14 protein-coding genes are annotated in these 15,169 nt (G+C 73.7%); 9 read left to right on the top strand and 5 right to left on the bottom strand.

Going from position 1 to position 15,169, the window contains the following annotated elements:
• Positions 1-12: 12 nt before the first annotated feature.
• Positions 13-426, bottom strand: coding sequence for an arsenate reductase ArsC (locus AB0J10_RS21945; RefSeq protein WP_363064038.1), 414 nt, complete (start codon positions 424-426; stop codon positions 13-15).
• A gap of 133 nt (positions 427-559) precedes the next feature.
• Here AB0J10_RS21945 and AB0J10_RS21950 point away from each other — a divergent pair, with 133 nt between their 5' ends.
• Positions 560-874 carry a metalloregulator ArsR/SmtB family transcription factor gene (locus AB0J10_RS21950; protein WP_363064040.1) on the top strand — a complete coding sequence of 105 codons (315 nt, stop codon included), beginning with the start codon at positions 560-562 and terminating at the stop codon, positions 872-874.
• A gap of 86 nt (positions 875-960) precedes the next feature.
• Positions 961-1,713 (top strand): MIP/aquaporin family protein, encoded by a 753-nt coding sequence (locus tag AB0J10_RS21955; protein WP_363064160.1) that lies wholly within the window; start codon positions 961-963, stop codon positions 1,711-1,713.
• Between the two features lie 394 nt (positions 1,714-2,107).
• On the opposite strand, the gene AB0J10_RS21960 is transcribed toward AB0J10_RS21955, so the two are convergent.
• Positions 2,108-2,500 (bottom strand): metalloregulator ArsR/SmtB family transcription factor, encoded by a 393-nt coding sequence (locus AB0J10_RS21960; protein ID WP_363064042.1) that lies wholly within the window; start codon positions 2,498-2,500, stop codon positions 2,108-2,110.
• A 333-nt stretch (positions 2,501-2,833) separates the two neighbouring features.
• Here AB0J10_RS21960 and AB0J10_RS21965 point away from each other — a divergent pair, with 333 nt between their 5' ends.
• From AB0J10_RS21965 to AB0J10_RS21985, 5 genes are all read left to right on the top strand, one after another.
• Positions 2,834-4,192 carry an NAD(P)-binding domain-containing protein gene (locus tag AB0J10_RS21965; RefSeq protein ID WP_363064044.1) on the top strand — a complete coding sequence of 453 codons (1,359 nt, stop codon included), beginning with the start codon at positions 2,834-2,836 and terminating at the stop codon, positions 4,190-4,192.
• Positions 4,193-4,219: 27 nt separating this feature from the next.
• A complete protein-coding gene (locus AB0J10_RS21970) occupies positions 4,220-4,663 on the top strand; it encodes an ArsI/CadI family heavy metal resistance metalloenzyme (protein WP_363064046.1) in 444 nt (147 codons plus the stop codon).
• A gap of 178 nt (positions 4,664-4,841) precedes the next feature.
• A complete protein-coding gene (locus AB0J10_RS21975; RefSeq protein WP_363064048.1) occupies positions 4,842-5,363 on the top strand; it encodes a putative immunity protein in 522 nt (173 codons plus the stop codon).
• 312 nt (positions 5,364-5,675) lie between these two features.
• Positions 5,676-6,416: a lysophospholipid acyltransferase family protein gene (locus AB0J10_RS21980; protein WP_363064050.1), complete on the top strand. Its 741-nt coding sequence runs from the start codon at positions 5,676-5,678 to the stop codon at positions 6,414-6,416.
• A 352-nt stretch (positions 6,417-6,768) separates the two neighbouring features.
• The gene (locus AB0J10_RS21985; RefSeq protein WP_363064052.1) at positions 6,769-7,386 is read left to right on the top strand and encodes a TOPRIM nucleotidyl transferase/hydrolase domain-containing protein; all 618 of its coding nucleotides are present in this window, start codon (positions 6,769-6,771) and stop codon (positions 7,384-7,386) included.
• Positions 7,387-7,505: 119 nt separating this feature from the next.
• Here AB0J10_RS21985 and AB0J10_RS21990 read toward each other — a convergent pair whose 3' ends face one another.
• The 3 genes from AB0J10_RS21990 to AB0J10_RS22000 form a co-directional block, all read right to left on the bottom strand.
• A complete protein-coding gene (locus AB0J10_RS21990) occupies positions 7,506-8,615 on the bottom strand; it encodes a polyprenyl synthetase family protein (RefSeq protein WP_363064054.1) in 1,110 nt (369 codons plus the stop codon).
• Positions 8,612-9,778 (bottom strand): tetratricopeptide repeat protein, encoded by a 1,167-nt coding sequence (locus tag AB0J10_RS21995; RefSeq protein WP_363064162.1) that lies wholly within the window; start codon positions 9,776-9,778, stop codon positions 8,612-8,614. Before AB0J10_RS21995 ends, AB0J10_RS21990 begins: the two co-directional genes overlap by 4 nt.
• Positions 9,779-10,112: 334 nt before the next feature.
• On the bottom strand, positions 10,113-10,883 hold the full coding sequence (locus AB0J10_RS22000; RefSeq protein WP_363064056.1) for a MerR family transcriptional regulator: 771 nt from the start codon (positions 10,881-10,883) through the stop codon (positions 10,113-10,115).
• 46 nt (positions 10,884-10,929) lie between these two features.
• Here AB0J10_RS22000 and AB0J10_RS22005 point away from each other — a divergent pair, with 46 nt between their 5' ends.
• Positions 10,930-11,409 carry a DUF6194 family protein gene (locus AB0J10_RS22005; protein WP_363064164.1) on the top strand — a complete coding sequence of 160 codons (480 nt, stop codon included), beginning with the start codon at positions 10,930-10,932 and terminating at the stop codon, positions 11,407-11,409.
• A gap of 853 nt (positions 11,410-12,262) precedes the next feature.
• Positions 12,263-14,977: a LuxR C-terminal-related transcriptional regulator gene (locus AB0J10_RS22010; RefSeq protein ID WP_363064058.1), complete on the top strand. Its 2,715-nt coding sequence runs from the start codon at positions 12,263-12,265 to the stop codon at positions 14,975-14,977.
• Positions 14,978-15,169: the final 192 nt, after the last annotated feature.

Here is a 15,169-nt window from a genome sequence, read left to right on the forward strand (position 1 = left end):
GCGCCCGCGCGGTCAGGGGGTCTGCTCCGGCGCGAGTTCCTCGATCAGTCCTTCGACGAGCTTCCTGATCTCGTCGCGGATCGGGCGTACGGCCTCCACGCCCTGGCCCGCGGGGTCCTCCAGGGTCCAGTCCAGGTAGCGCTTGCCGGGGAAGACGGGGCAGGTGTCGCCGCAGCCCATGGTGATGCAGACGTCGGACTCCCTGACCGCGTCCACGGTCAGGATCTTCGGCGTCTCGGCGGAGATGTCGATGCCGACCTCACGCATGGCCTCGACCGCGGCCGGGTTGACCTGGTCGGCGGGAGCGGAGCCGGCGGAGCGGACCTCGATACGGTCCCCGGCGAGGTGGGACAGCCACCCGGCGGCCATCTGGGAGCGGCCGGCGTTGTGGACGCAGACGAACAGGACGGAGGGCTTCTCGGCCATCGCGGGTCTCTCTCTTGTCTCGCGTACGGTGTCTTGCCACGTCACGGTCTTGCCACGTCACGCGGGGGTATCAGGCGCGAATGACGTCAGCACCTGGTGGCGTCAGCGGCCACTGATGTGACAGTATCAGTCCATGATGACGTCAGTCGACACTGACCTGGTTCGGGTTCTGGCCGACCCGCTCAGGCTCCGGATCGTGACCCTCCTCGCCCGGGAGACGCTCTGCACCACCCACCTCGTCGAGGAGACCGGCGCCAGGCAGACCAACCTCTCCAACCACCTCAAGGTGCTGCGCGAGGCGGGCGTGGTCGAGACGGAGCCCTGCGGGCGATTCACCTACTACCGGCTGAAGCCCGAGGTCCTCGACTCGCTGGCCGGCCAGTTCGCCGAGCTGGCCAGGACCGCCCACGCCACGGCCGCGGCCAACATCAAGCGTTCCTGCCCCTGACCCACCGCGCACCGCGCGACTGCACGCATCGAGGAGTTCCGTTGAGCGCCACCGAGGCCGCTTCCGCCCGCCCGGACGATTCCCCCATGGCTCCGGTCGCGGACCCGCAGCCCGCGCCGGGTGCCACGCCGCCCCGCACCCCTCTCGTCGCCCGCGCGGCCGCCGAACTGGTGGGCAGCGCCGCCCTGGTGGCCGTCGTCGTCGGGTCCGGTATCCAGGCCACCGGGCTCACCCGGGACGTCGGTCTGCAGCTCCTGGCCAACTCGCTCGCCACGGTCTTCGGGCTCGGTGTGCTGATCGCCCTGCTCGGCCCGGTCTCCGGAGCCCACTTCAACCCCGCCGTGACGCTCGCCGAGTGGTGGACCGCCCGTCGCGGAGGCGGCGGCGTCACCGCCCGCGAGGCCGCCGTCTACGTACCGGCCCAGATCACGGGTGCGGTCGCGGGCGCCGTCCTCGCCGACGCCATGTTCGGTGAGCCCCTTGTGCAGTGGTCCACGCACGAGCGGTCCGCCGGCAACCTGCTGCTCGGCGAGACCGTGGCAACGGCCGGACTGATCCTGCTCGTCTTCGGCCTGGCGCGCACCGACCGGCTCCGGTTCGCCCCCGTGGCGGTCGCCTCCTACATCGGCGCCGCCTACTGGTTCACCTCCTCCACGTCCTTCGCCAACCCGGCGGTGACCATCGGACGGGCGTTCACCGACACCTTCGCCGGTATCGCCCCCGCCTCCGTCCCCGGTTTCATCGCCGCCCAACTCGCCGGCGCCGTCGTGGGCCTCGCCCTGGTCGCGCTCATCTTCGTGCCCGGCCACCGCACCACCGAGGCGCAGCCGGCCGCATGACGCGGGCCGGCGCGAAGGCCCCGTTCGTGCCCGTCCGCTCCCGCCGCCTGGTGCTCCGTTGCCCGTTTGTGCCGCCGAGTCGGCCGGTGCGGTCCCCTCGCCGACGCGGCGTCCCGGACCGCCAGGCGGGCCGGGGTGGCGGGGGAGCCGCCGTGTCTGTCGCGTCGGAGCCGGTGCCGCGGGACGCCCGCCGGTCGCAGCCGCCGGTCCGGGACGGGGGCGACTCCCTGCCCTGGCCCGTCGAGGTCCGTGCCGGGCCGGGGCCCCGTCGCCGCCCGGCAGCCGCGTGGCGGGTGTTCTTCCATGCCGTCGCCGTCGCCGTCGCCGTCGCCGTCGGCCGGAGCGCCTGCGGTGCGCCCGCCGCCGGCCGGTGGTCCCGGGTCCGGCCCGGCGGTCACGCGGCCGGGGCCGCCGTCGTGGCCGTCGTGGCCGTCGTGAGGAGTCTGCCCATGGCCGCGAGGACCGACGGCTCCACGCGGTAGTAGACCCACGTACCGCGCCGCTCCGAGGTCAGCAGCCCTGCCTCCTTGAGCTTCTTCAGGTGGTGGGACACCGTCGGCTGGGACACGCCGACGTCGGAGATGTCGCACACGCACGCCTCACCGCCCTCGTGCGAGGCGACCGAGGAGAACAGCCGCAGTCGGACCGGATCGCCGAGCGCCTTGAACATGCGCGCGGCGGTCTCCGCCTCCTCGGCCGTCATCGGCCGCTCGTCCAGCGGGGGGCAGCACGGCACGGCGCCTTCGTCGGTGGGCTCGACCAGCGGCAACGTCTTGGCGTTCGACATACGTCTATGTTGACATGCGTCGAATCAATCGCCCAGTGGCGGGTGCGGCCCGCTCCGTCGTCCCCTGCTCCCCCCGGTGGCGATGGTGCGCCTGCGTCGCGCCGCTCCCACTCGCGCTGACGGCCCGCGCGGGCGTGTGTGACGGCGGTGCGGGGCTGTCACGCCGTTCCGGCCCCTCGTGGTGCCGGGGTGGGTCGTGGGGCGGTGGCCAGGATCGGCCCGCATTGCGCTCGATCGAAATCGATGAATGTCTATATTGACTCATGTCGAATCAGATGCCATGCTGGTGGAACAAGTCATCGACGGATGTCGAAACAGAAATGGGGAGTCATTGTGAACGTGCCCAACGCCACCCTGCCCGTCGTGGTGATCGGGGCCGGCCCGATCGGTCTGGCCGCCGCTGCCCACCTCGTCGAACGAGGTCTTGACCCCCTGGTCCTGGAGGCCGGGACGAGCGCGGGCAGCGCGGTACGGGAGTGGAGCCACGTGCGGCTGTTCTCCACCTGGGCCGAGGTGGTCGACCCCGCCGCCGAGAAGCTGCTGGCGCCCACGGGCTGGGTGAGGCCGGACGGGGCCACGTACCCGACCGGTGGCGACTGGGCGCAGCGCTACCTCAGGCCCCTGGCCGACGTCCTCGGTGAGAGGGTCCGGTTCGGTGCCCGCGTCATCGGTGTCTCCCGCGTCGGCCGCGACCGCGTCGTGGACGCCGACCGCGAACGGCAGCCCTTCTCCGTCCACCTCGTCGACGCCGACGGCACCGAGGAGCGGATCACCGCCCGCGCCGTCATCGACGCCTCCGGCACGTGGGCGACCCCCGGGCCCGTCGGCGGGGACGGCCTGCCGGCCCTCGGCGAGCGGGCAGCCGCCGACCGCATCTCCTACCGCGTGCCAGACCTGCGCGACGACGCCGTACGCGCCCGGTACGCGGGCAGGCGCACCGCCGTCGTCGGCTCCGGCGCCTCGGCCTTCACCGCCCTCGCCCAGCTCGCGGACCTCGCCACGGACGCACCGGGCACACACGCGGTGTGGGTCCTGCGGCGCGGCATCTCCGGCTCCACCTTCGGCGGTGGCGAGGCCGACCAGCTCCCCGCCCGCGGCGCACTGGGCCTGGCCGCGAAGGCCGCCGTGGACGAGGGACACGCCGACGCCGTCACCGGCTTCCGCACCGAGGCGATCGAGCGGGACGCCGACGGACGGCTGGTGCTCGTCGCCGAGGACGGCCGTCGGCTGGACCCGGTCGACGAGATCGTCGTCCTCACCGGCTTCCGCCCCGACCTGACCTTCCTGGCCGAGCTGCGTCTCGGTCTCGACGAGCGACTCCAGGCCCCGGTGGAGTTGGCGCCGCTGATCGACCCGAACGTCCACTCCTGCGGCACCGTCTATCCGCACGGCGTGGGAGAACTCTCGCACCCGGAGAAGGACGTCCACCTCGTCGGCATGAAGTCCTACGGCCGCGCCCCGACCTTCCTCGCCATGACCGGCTACGAGCAGGTCCGCTCCATCGCCGCCGCGCTCGCCGGTGACGACGAGGCCGCCGCCCGCGTCGAACTCACCCTCCCCGAGACCGGAGTGTGCGGCGGAGCCGGCCTGTTCGACGAGCCCGAAGCCGCCCGGACCGACGGCGCAGGCTGCTGCGCCGCGCCCGGCACCCTCCGCATCGGTGTCGGCGCCCCGGCGTCAGGCGGCTGCTGACCCACCCACCCGAGCAGGAGGCTCCCCGTGTCCCGCCTACAGCTTGCCCTCCGTGTCCCCGACCTCGCCGCGTCGGTCGCCTTCTACACCAGGCTCTTCGCCACCGAGCCCGCCAAACTCCGCGACGGCTACGCCAACTTCGCCGTCGCCGAGCCCCCGCTCAAGCTCGTCCTCGTGGAAGGGAGCCCGGAGGAGGCGACCCGCATGGACCACCTCGGCGTCGAGGTCGACAGCACCGACGCCGTCCACGCCGCCACCACCCGCCTGGGCGCAGCGGGCCTGGTCACCGAAGAGGAGAACGACACCACCTGTTGCTACGCCCTGCAGGACAAGGTGTGGGTGCACGGTCCCGGCCGGGAACCCTGGGAGTTCTACGTCGTCAAGGCCGACGCCGACATCCTGACCGAACAGCAGGGCAGCACCTGCTGCCCGGGTCCCGGACCCGCACCGTCCCACCCGCACCCCGCGTAGCCCCTCCCATCCGATCCGAGCCGTCGTCAACTGAGTGTCCCGGACCGCACCGCGGAGACCGGGACATCTCGGGAGACGCATTGGGCCTCGCCGCCCCCAGGTTCCTTACGAGGCGGCCCGGACCGTCACCGATGCGCCCGGCAGCGACGGGCAACGCAGAACGGGGCATGATGGGCGGGTGGATGAAGTGGCCATCAGTGACGAAGACCGCCGGCTTCTCGGCCGCTGGGCCGCCGACTGCGTCGAGCGGGCGCTCCCGCTGTTCGAGGCCCGGGCGCCCGGCGACACCCGACCTCGCGAGGCGATCGAGGGCATCCGGACCTTCGTGCGCGAGGGGAAGCGGACCGGGCGGCTGCGCTCCCTCGCCTGGGCAGCCCACGCGGCCGCACGCGCGGTCGACGACCCGGCTGCCGCAGCCGCCGCCCGCGCCGCGTGCTACGCGGCGGCGTCCCCCTACATCCACCCCCTGGCCACCCCCCACCAGTCGAAGCACGCCCTCGGACCTGCGGTCCATGTGGCACGGGCCCGCGAGCTCGCGTCCGGCGACGACACCGGGGTCGGCGACGAGGAGCTGAGATGGGCGATCGAGCACGCCCCGGACGAAGTCCGGGAGCTCCTGCGACGGATGCCGGCGCGCAGCCCGGGCCGCAGCCGCCTTGACACGCTCTACCACCGGCTCGACGCGGCGCTTCGCCGCTGACCGCGGCGATGTCGCTCCGCCTCGATCGCTCCGGAGTCCCCTCGGAGCCGTACCACTTCCGGTCCCGGCACCCGCTCCGCCCGCGTCGGCCGACCGGGGAGCGCCGCCCCACGGCGGCGGTGCCGTGGTCCGCGCCGCTTCAGCATGCCCGGCACCGAGTTCGAGAACCCCGGCCGGCGCCCTCGGCCGGTGCTCATGCCGTCACCACTGGTCCGGGTATCCCGCACCGGTGACGGTGAGTACGCATGCTCATGACCGCAGGGGACCCGCGCCCGACGATGAGGACCACCATCGCCGAGACCGGGAGACCACATGCTCAGCAGCCTCGCCGAGATCCTGGTGCCGGCCGTCGCACGGCTCACCGTGACCACGGACACCGGTACGGTCCTCGCACCGGGCAGCATCGTCGCCGCCAACCACACCTCGCTCGCCGACCCGGCCGTCGTCCTCGCCGCGCTGCACCGGCTCGGCGTCGAACCCGTGGTGATGGCGACCGCGGGTCTCTGGCGCATCCCCCTGCTGGGCCGTGCGCTCGCCCGCGGAGGCCACATCCCCGTGCACCGCAACGACCGGCGCGCCGCTCGGTGCCTCGACCTCGCCGCAGCCGCCCTGGCCGAAGGCCGGCTGGTCCTCATCTACGGCGAAGGGGGGCTCCCGCCCCGCACGGACGCCGCCGAAGCCCCGCCCGTCGCCTTCCGCAGCGGTTTGGCGCGGCTCGCCGGGCGCACCGGTGCGCCCGTCGTACCCGTCGGCCAGGCAGGTGCCCGCCGGATCACGTCGGGGAACGCCGCCAAACAGATCGCGGGACTGGCCACCGCGCCTCTGCGCCGCCCGGCCCTCCACGTCCATGTCGGGACACCGGTACGCCTCAGCGGCAACCGGTCCGCCCGCACGGCGGAGGCGCACGGTCTGGTCACAGCCGCCTGGCGGACGGCGGCGGCCCGCCTCGGCGAGCCCGCCGCGCGCCCGCCGCTGAAGCGGGCGCTGCCTCGGAACGAGGCCCGGCGTGGGACGGAGCGCGGCGCAGTTCACGATCTCGCGCGGCGGCGGTGACACCGCACTGTGCCGGTCCGTCCGGTCGGAGGCGCCCCGGCTTCCGGAAGGACGTGTCGAGGACGCCGTGACGACGTGCGCCTCCGGTCCGACAGCCACGGACGGAGCGCCGGCCGGCGTCGGCACCCCGTTCTCCCGCCGGACGGCCGCGCGGTGTTCGCCCGGACGCGGCCGAAGACGTGGGCACCCCACGTCAGCGCACCGCGAGAGCCTGACCCCGGGCAGACGGTCCGGCGCGCCCGTTCCGGAGCCGGAGGAACGGCGAGGGCCCCGGCCTCGACCGCATGACGGCGAATCGAGGCCCCGCGGTAATTCGCTACCGCGGCGGTCGGAACCGGCGCAGACTCTCCCCATGACTGACATGGGGGCGTTCCGGGAAGCGGTCACCGCATGGGCGGCGGGCGGTCCCGGCGACCCCGCGCGGGACCTGGCCGCGCGGCTGCCGGTCCGGGCAGTCGTCCTGCTCGAAGGGCCGAGCGACGTCGCGGCGGTCGACGCTCTCGCCGCCGGTCGAGGCCGCGACCTGGCGGCCGAGGGAGTCTGTGTCCTGTCGATGGGCGGCGCGATGAACGTCGGTCGCTTCGCCTCCCTCCTCGGGCCTCCCGGGCTGCGGCTGCGCCTCGCCGGGCTGTGCGACGAGAGGGAGCGCCGGTACTACGCCCGCGGCTGGGAGCGGGCCGGCGAAGCACGGCAGGGGTTCTTCGTGTGCGCGGCGGACCTGGAGGACGAACTCATCCGCGCACTGGGCGAGACGCGGGTGGTGGAAGTCGTCCGGGCCGAGGGCGACCTGCGTGCCCTGCAGACCTTCCTGCGCCAGCCCGCACAGCAGGACCGCCCCGCGCAGCAGCGGCTGCGGCGCTTCCTCGGCACGAAGAAGGGACGCAAGATGCACTACGGCCGCGCGCTCGTCGAGGCCCTCGATCCCGAACGCGTCCCCGCTCCCCTCGACGAGTTGCTGGCGCACGTCTGACGCCGGCTGAGTCGCTTCCGGCGGACAGCGGACAGCGGACAGCGGACAGCGGACACTGCGGTGCGTCGCCGGCCCCGTGCCGGGAGGGCCGCGAACCGCACGCTCGGCGACCGCCCGCTTCACCGGCTGCGGTCCAGCAATGAGGTGAACAGTGCGTCCAGATCCGCCGCCGCATCCGGCGCCGGTGCCGACCCCCGCAGCCCCTGGCGCGCGGCGTCCAGATGCCGGCGTGCCTCGGCGCGGGTCGCGGCCCGTCCGCCCGCCTCCTCCACCAGCGCGGCGGCACGCGCCGCAGTCGCGCGGTCCGGTCGCCCGGGCGACTCCAGCAGCGCCGCCAACTCCCTCGCCGCCGGCCCTTCCCCGGCGAGCGCGGCGAGCACCGGGAAGGTCTTCTTGCCTTGCCGCAGGTCGCCGTGGACGGGTTTGCCCGTCACCGCGGGCTCGCCCCAGATGCCCAGCAGGTCGTCCACCGCCTGGAAGGCCACCCCCAGATGCCGCCCGGCCCGGTCCAGCTCGGCCACCGTTGCGGCAGGCCCACCGCCCAGCACCGCGCCGAGTGCGACCGCGCAGCCCAGCAGGGCTCCCGTCTTGTGCTCCGCCATCGACCGGTACTGGTCCATCCCCACCGCACCGGGCCCGCTCCACGGCTGCCGCTCGAAGCGCAGGTCCTCCGCCTGCCCGCGCACGAGCGCGCCGAGTGCCCCGCACAACCGTCGGACCGCCTCGCCCGTCCGCGGTCCCGGCGCCCCGGCCAGGCACTGCACGGCGAGGGCGTGGAGCGCGTCCCCGGCGAGGACGGCCGGGCCCGTCCCGTAGGCCTTCCACACCGCCGGGCGCTGCCGTCGCAGCTCGTCGCCGTCCATGATGTCGTCGTGCAGCAGGGAGAACGTGTGCACCAGCTCCACGGCGACGGCCCCCGCGACGGCCGCACCACCGTCCGCCCCGACCGCCTCGGCACCCAGCACGGCGAGAGCCTGCCGCACCCCCTTGCCCTCGGTGCCGTCCGGGTCCGGCGTCCCCGCCGCATCGCTCCAGCCCAGCGCGTACGCCGCCATGTCAGCGATCCACGGATGAAGCCGCCCCACCGACTCCACCAGCGCGGGCCGCACCAGTTCCCGGCATCGCCGCAGAACATCGTCCACCGCGGTCTCGCGGGGGTGCGGCGCAGCTGCCGCAGCGGTGTCGGACGCTCCGGAAGGGGAGCACACCGGCGAGAGCGAGGAACTCATCGCGGCTCCTCCGCCGCCCGCAGCCCTTCCACGTCCGCGGCCCCCAGCGCCTGCGCACCGCCGGCGGGCAGCCCCCGCTTCCCGCCGGCTGCGGACAGGTGGCCGTCCGGCAGCGGCCCCAGTCCCAGCTCGGCCGCGGCCTTCTCGACCATCTCCCTGGCGTGCCGCAGCCCGATGCGGTCCAGGGCCGAGCGAAGCTCGACCAGTTCGGCGGCGCTCCGAACCGCGTCCCGGCCGAGCCGGGCGCGCGCCTTGACCAGCCCCAGCCGCGACAGTGCCGTCCCCCGCGGCTCCTCGATGTCGCGGAACTCGGCCAGCGCCCGTTCGTACAGCTCACGCGCCTCGGCATACCGGCCCGCCCGGTACAGCACGTTGCCCCGCATCTTGTGGTTGTAGGCGAGAGCGCTCGACAACCGCATGTCCCGGCAGACCTCCTCCGCCTGCGAGAGCAGCGACAGGGCACGCTCCGCATCACCGTCGCGCACGGACACCACGTCCGCGATGCCCCGCAGGGCCCACGCCCACCCGCGCCGGTCCTCCGCACGCAGCGCCGTGTCCGCCGCTTCCTCGAACAGCGCCAGCGCCTGGTCGTGGGCGCCGGTGTTGCGGTGCATCTGCGCTATGCCCTCCAGCGCCCACACCGTGTGCCTGGCCTCACCGCGCCGACGGGCCTCGGCCAGCAACTGCTCGTGCAGCCTGCCGACGGACTCGTAGTCGCCCTGGATACGTCCCGTCTCGGCAAGTCCCGCCAGCGAATAGCCCCGTACGACGACGTCGCCGCCCCGCTCGCCCATCTCGGCGGCCAGCCGCAGCAGCCGGTACGCCAGAGCGAATGCCCCGCGCTGGCGGGCCAGTGTGCCCCCACTCCACAGGGCCCACGCCATGGCGCCCTCGTGACCGGCCGAACGAGCCGCGCGGTAACTCGCCTTCCACGCCCGGTCGGCCTCCGCGATCCTCCCCAGCCTCCGGTTCGCCTCCGCGACCGCCAGCCCGCAGCGTGCAGCCTCCTGCCGGTCACCTGCCCGCTCCGCCGCCCGCAGTTCCTCGGCGCCCCGGGCGAGCACCTCCGGAAGGGAGGCGTTCACCGACAGCGACCCAAGAGCCCCTTGGTACTCCGGGGCCGACGCCTTCGCCCGCTGCGTCCCGCTCATCTGGCTGCCCATCAACTGCATCTCTCCTCCGCTCGATTCGGTGATCAAGATGCCGACGGAGAACGGAGGTTCCGCGCAGGACGCGATATCAGCCTGGATAGGGGGGCGGGGTCCTACTCGAGTGCTACGGGCGCGCCGCGAGGTCGTCAGCGAGATGTACGGAGGAACAGTGCCGGCCCGGCCGCGGCGTGGTACGCGACCGCCAGGTTCCGACGTCACGCCACGGGAGTGTCCTCAGGCACCTGCGGGGCCTTTCACGGACCGGCACACCGCCGCCCACAGGGGGGGAGCGGCCCGGAGCGGCTGCGGGTGCGCCGCCGATCTCCCGCCCTGGTCCGGTGCCCGGTCACACGACGTCGGTCGGTCCCGTGCCCGTCGGCGGCTCCCGCCCGGTCGTGACGACGGCGGCCACGTCCGAGCCCGCTCTGATCAGCGCCACGGTCCGTACCGCGATGCGGTCCAGACGCGCCCGCAGGACGCGTCGGGTCTCCTCCAGGCCGGCGGGCCGGTGCAGGGTGCCGAGCAACTCGCGTACGGCGGGAACGCCGTAGCCCGCGCTGCGCAGGGCCGCGACGATCCGGGCCGCCCCGATGTCCGATGGACCGTAGCGACGCGCTCGCAGCGAGGTCACCCGCTCGGGCGCGAGCAGCCCTTCCTGCTCCCAGAACCGCAGGGTCGAAGGGCGCACACCGAGTGCTCCGGCGAGTTCGGTGATCGTCATGGCGTCACCGTCCCGCTCGATTCCCGCAGTGTCGGCCTCGGCCCGTACCGCCTCCAGTGCCTGCTGGGCCCGCAGGGCTTCCTCCCGTTCCCGCGCGAGCCGCACGTGCAGTGCGCCGACCGCCGACGCCGCCTCGGTGAGCGTCGCGGTCCACAGCTCCGGCAGCATCCGACGCGCCTCGACGGGCCCGACGGCGACCGCGAGCCCTCGATACGCGCGAAGGGCTCGCACATGGACCGGTGCGTAGGAGCGGTAGCCGTTGCCCGACCGGGCAGCCGGCGGAATGACCCCCAGCCGCTCCAGGTCGCGCACCTGCTGCAGCGAGTAGCCCGACTCCCTCGCGACGTCCACCGTGCGCAGCGGCCCCCGGTGCGGGCCGCTCGGCTGCTCGTCCATCGCCAACCCCACACACGCACTTGAGGGTGATGCTCGAAGCATGAGTATGCAACAGATCGTCACGGTCGTTCGGGGTTTCCACGGCGCCCTCGTCCTCGTCCCGGAGCCGGGGAGCGACTTTCCCGAGCAGGCGTGGGGGGACGCCTTCTTCTACTACGCACCCGACGGGCGGATACCTCGGAACCAGCAGCCGTACGCAACCGTGGTCACCAAGAACCAGCCCGGCGACTCCGCCTCCGATCTCGACCCACCGCACCGGTGGCGGGTGAACATCCATGTCGACCGGGCGACCTTTCGTGAACTGACCGGGGAGGACCCGCGCAGCATCGGCCGGGACCGCGACCACGCGGCGGCCGACCGGGTGATGCCGCACCCCGTCCACGGTGCGCTGGGCTGGGTGGCGGTCGTCAATCCCGGAGAGCGCACGACGGACACGGTCATCCGGCTTCTCCACGGAGCCCACCAGGCCGCTCGGGCGCGATTCGAGCGGCGCCGCGCAGGAGGGAGGGCACCGGGGCGCCACTGACGCGGCCCGAGGGGGTGCGGAGCGCCGCAATGGTGGTCCCGTCCGCCGCGGGTGGTCGAGCGGCCCGCACCCGTGCGGGCCGACCTCCATGAGCGGCACCTCCGCAGCCACGGGAACAGCGTCCACGCGTCGGCTTCGGGGCGACGCGGCGCGTGCGGGGCCTCGGCCGAGTCCGCCTCGAAGGCCGGGGGTGTGCGTTCCCCTGGTGCCCGTTGAGCCCGACCGCGCCGCGGCCCGCCGCCCGCGCCTCGTCCGTGAAGCGCCGCAGCAGTGTCGATTTGCCGATGCCACCGGGGCCGGTGGGGAAGAGCGCCGCGAAGGAGTCCGACGGGCCGTCGAGGGCTGAGTGGAATTGAGCCAATTCCTCGCGCGGTCCGATGAAGGTGCACAGTCGGGACTCGCGCAAGAACTGGCCAAAGGTGGCGGGAAAACGGTCGCCACTGCGAGGCGTCTTCGCTAGGGCCCCGGGCGGGAGTGAGCAGCTTTGCGAACAAGACGGTCACTGCAATGACCAGCTTCCATGGGGCGCACTCGGGGAAGATTCCCTTGCGGGCAAGGGGTGCTGCCGCTGCAGGGTGGCGGGTCGTCCCACGTCGGCCGATGCTCTTCTTATTTTCGTCGAGCGGTTTTCCGAGCGGTTTCCGAGCGATTTCCGCACGGCGTCGGAGCGGTAAAGACACGCTATGGGTGGTCTTGCCTGTCGGGTGGCCTTATGATCGGATGTGAAATCGTATGATCGAAATCCTGGTCGATGAGGGAGATAATGCACGCCTCTTCGCGGTCGGTAATGGAGAGAAGCGAGAAAACGATTTCTGGCCCGGTGTACACGAGGGATCCCATTCCCCGGGCAGAGGTGCGCGGTCGGGAAGGGCAGCTGGCCCAGACCGGCGAGCATCTGCGCCTCGTGGCGCGCGGCGGGCGCAGCGCGGTCCTCCTGGTGGAGGCGGCACCCGGGGCGGGGAAGACCCGCCTCCTGGCGGAAGCCGCCAAGCTCGCCGACGCCGACGGCTTCGCGGTCGTGGGCGGCGCCCCGGCCGGCTCCGATGCCGCGATCGAAGCGGCACGGACACGGCTTCGCCATACCGGCGGCGCCCGCACCGCCGTCGTGCTCGACGATCTGCACCTGGCGAACCCGCCCGCCCTGACAACGTTGTGCGATCTCATGGTGGCCCTCAGAGGGCTCCCGATCCTCTGGCTGCTCGCCTTCACCGCGGACCGGGGCGACACTCCGCACGAGCCGCTGAAGGGCTGTCTCGACAGGCTCCGGGCCAGGCTTCCGGTGGAAACCGTACGGGAGTTGGGGCCGATCGAGGGCGAGGCGCTCGCGCATCTGGTCGCCGACTGCACCGGGGCCGCCCCCGACCCGGCGCTCCTCGCCCTGGCGGAGAGCGTCAACGACACGCCCCGTGCCGTGATCGAGCTCATGCGCGGGCTCTCGGACGACGACCTGTGCGTGGTCGACGGCGTCTCCCGGCTGCAGCTCGGCCCGCCCGGTGCCGCGCTCCTCGGGGGCGGTGTGCCCGCGCCGGTGCCGAAACGCTTCTCCGCGCTCGTCCAGCAGAACCTCAGGTCGCTCTCCGAGCCCACCCTGAAAGCGCTCAGGCTGGCCGCGGTGCTCGGGTCACCGTTCGCACCGGAGGACCTGTCGGCCCTGCTGGGCGAAGCACCCGTCGGCCTGCTCGCGGCGGTGGACGAGGCGGTCGACCGGGGGCTGCTGGTCTGCGGCGAACGCGACCTCGCCTTCCGGACCGAGCCGATCTGGCGTGTCCTGCTCGACTCCGTACCGCCACCGGTGTGCGCCCTGTTGCGCCGACAGGCGGCGAAGATGCTGCTGCCGCGTTCCGACGGCGTGGAACGCGCCGCCCTCCAACTGGTCCATGTCGCCCAACCCGGGAACACGGAGGAGATCCGCGTCATCTCCGAAGGGGCACGGAGGCTGCTCATCGCCGATCCGTCCACCGCGGCGTCGCTGGCGACCCGCAGCATGGAACTGCTGGCCCCAGGGCAGGCCGAACGCGTACGGCTGGCGCGCACCGCGGTCGAGGCGTGCACCAGGGCCGGCCACCTGGAGCGGGCGATCACCCTGGCCAGGGCCGCGATCGACGACGCGGCGCCACTGGCTCCCCCGTTACCGGCGGAGCACGCGGAGGACGTGGCCGCGCTGCAGGCGTCGATGTCGACCGCGCTGCTGCTGCTGGGAAACGTGCAGTCGGCGCGTCGTGCCGCGGGCGACGCGCTGGCGGCGCGACACGGCGGGGGCCAGCACCGCGAAGCCATGATCGCCCACCTTGCCGCCTCCTACCTGACCGGCGACGGTACCGCGGTGGACCGTGCGCGGCAGATACTCGACGCTCCCGACCGCCACACACGGGCCGTGCTGGTCGGCGCGATGACCTTCCACGCCTTCGGCCAGTGGCGCAACGGCGAGGTGGGGGAGGCGGTGAGCACCCTGCGGGAGGCGGCCGCGCTCGACCGCACGGGCGAGGAGGCGCAGATCCTCGATCCTCGCTGGTTCCTCGCCTTCGCCCTCACCAGGACCGACGAGTACGAGCAGGCGGCGGCCGTCATCCAGAGTGCTGCCACGACGGCCGCCCCGGAGACCGGCGCGCTGACCGCCGCCGTCCCGGCCGTGCTCCGCGCCCAACTCCACCTCGCCCAGGGACGACTGGACGAGGCCGAGGGGGAGGCCAGGACCGGTGTGGGCACCGATGGCTCCCACATCCCGATGCTCGCACCGCAGGCATGGCTGGTCCTGGCCTCCGCCGCGCTGCGCCGGGGGGCGCTCACCCAGGCCGAGGACCACGTCAGGACCCTGGAGAAGAACTTCCCCCAACACGCCTCCAGCCCCTGGTGGGCCGCGCGCCTCCTGCTGACCGCCCAGCTGGCCGAGGCCCAGGCCGACCCCGCGGCGGCGGCGGAAGTGCTCGCGGAGATCGGCGCACAGGCCGGAGCGCTCCGCGAAGCCGTCCTGGAGGACCCGGCCGTCGCGGCCTGGTGCGTGCGTTCCATGCTCGCCGCTGACCGGGCGGACCTCGTCGAGATGGTGATCGACACGACGGAGCACCTCCTTGTCCGCAACCGTCGTCTCCCCTCGGTGCTGGCCACCGCCATGCACGCCCGCGCGCTCGCCGAGGGCGACGCCGACGCCCTGGCCCGCGCCGGCCGACTGCACCGCAACCCGTGGGCCCAGGCCGCCGCGGCCGAGGACCACGCCGCTCTCCTGCTCGACCGCGGGGACCACCAGGACGCGATCAGCGAGCTGGACCGGGCCATGAGCGCCTACGGCGCGCTCGGCGGCGAGCGGGACGCCGCCCGGGTACGTGCCCGCCTGCGCCGGCTCGGAGTACGGCGCCGGCACTGGACGCACGCCAAGCGGCCGGTCTCCGGCTGGGAGAGTCTCACCAAGACCGAGCGCAAGGTGGCGGAACTGGTGGCCGGCGGCCTGACCAACCAGCAGGCCGCCCGCCATCTGTTCATCTCCCCGCACACGGTGGGGTTCCATCTGCGGCAGATCTACCGCAAGCTCGGGATCCGGTCCCGTACGGCACTGATCCGTCTCAGGGCCTAGTCTCCCGAGTCATGAGGGCCGCGACAGCCGTCCGGTGCGCAGGTGCTGTGTCGCCGGACGGCGGCCTCCCTCGTCGGGCGGCAGCGCGCCCCCGGGTGCGCTCGCTCCTCCGCCCGCGACCGCGTTCGACCCGGAAGGGCTCCCGCGGCGGAACAGCCAGGCGGCACGGCCCGTTCCGCCGCCGGGCCTTCG

The organism is Streptomyces sp. NPDC049887 (assembly GCF_040656535.1).
GTDB lineage: Bacteria > Actinomycetota > Actinomycetes > Streptomycetales > Streptomycetaceae > Streptomyces.

Bases quoted from the DNA above. Each gene is read 5' to 3' on its own strand.
- AB0J10_RS21945 (WP_363064038.1), bottom strand. From the start codon at position 426: ATGGCCGAGAAGCCCTCCGTCCTGTTCGTCTGCGTCCACAACGCCGGC.
- AB0J10_RS21950 (WP_363064040.1), top strand. From the start codon at position 560: ATGATGACGTCAGTCGACACTGACCTGGTTCGGGTTCTGGCCGACCCG.
- AB0J10_RS21955 (WP_363064160.1), top strand. From the start codon at position 961: ATGGCTCCGGTCGCGGACCCGCAGCCCGCGCCGGGTGCCACGCCGCCC.
- AB0J10_RS21960 (WP_363064042.1), bottom strand. From the start codon at position 2,500: ATGTCGAACGCCAAGACGTTGCCGCTGGTCGAGCCCACCGACGAAGGC.
- AB0J10_RS21980 (WP_363064050.1), top strand. From the start codon at position 5,676: ATGCTCAGCAGCCTCGCCGAGATCCTGGTGCCGGCCGTCGCACGGCTC.
- AB0J10_RS21985 (WP_363064052.1), top strand. From the start codon at position 6,769: ATGACTGACATGGGGGCGTTCCGGGAAGCGGTCACCGCATGGGCGGCG.
- AB0J10_RS21990 (WP_363064054.1), bottom strand. From the start codon at position 8,615: ATGAGTTCCTCGCTCTCGCCGGTGTGCTCCCCTTCCGGAGCGTCCGAC.
- AB0J10_RS21995 (WP_363064162.1), bottom strand. From the start codon at position 9,778: ATGGGCAGCCAGATGAGCGGGACGCAGCGGGCGAAGGCGTCGGCCCCG.
- AB0J10_RS22000 (WP_363064056.1), bottom strand. From the start codon at position 10,883: ATGGACGAGCAGCCGAGCGGCCCGCACCGGGGGCCGCTGCGCACGGTG.
- AB0J10_RS22005 (WP_363064164.1), top strand. From the start codon at position 10,930: ATGCAACAGATCGTCACGGTCGTTCGGGGTTTCCACGGCGCCCTCGTC.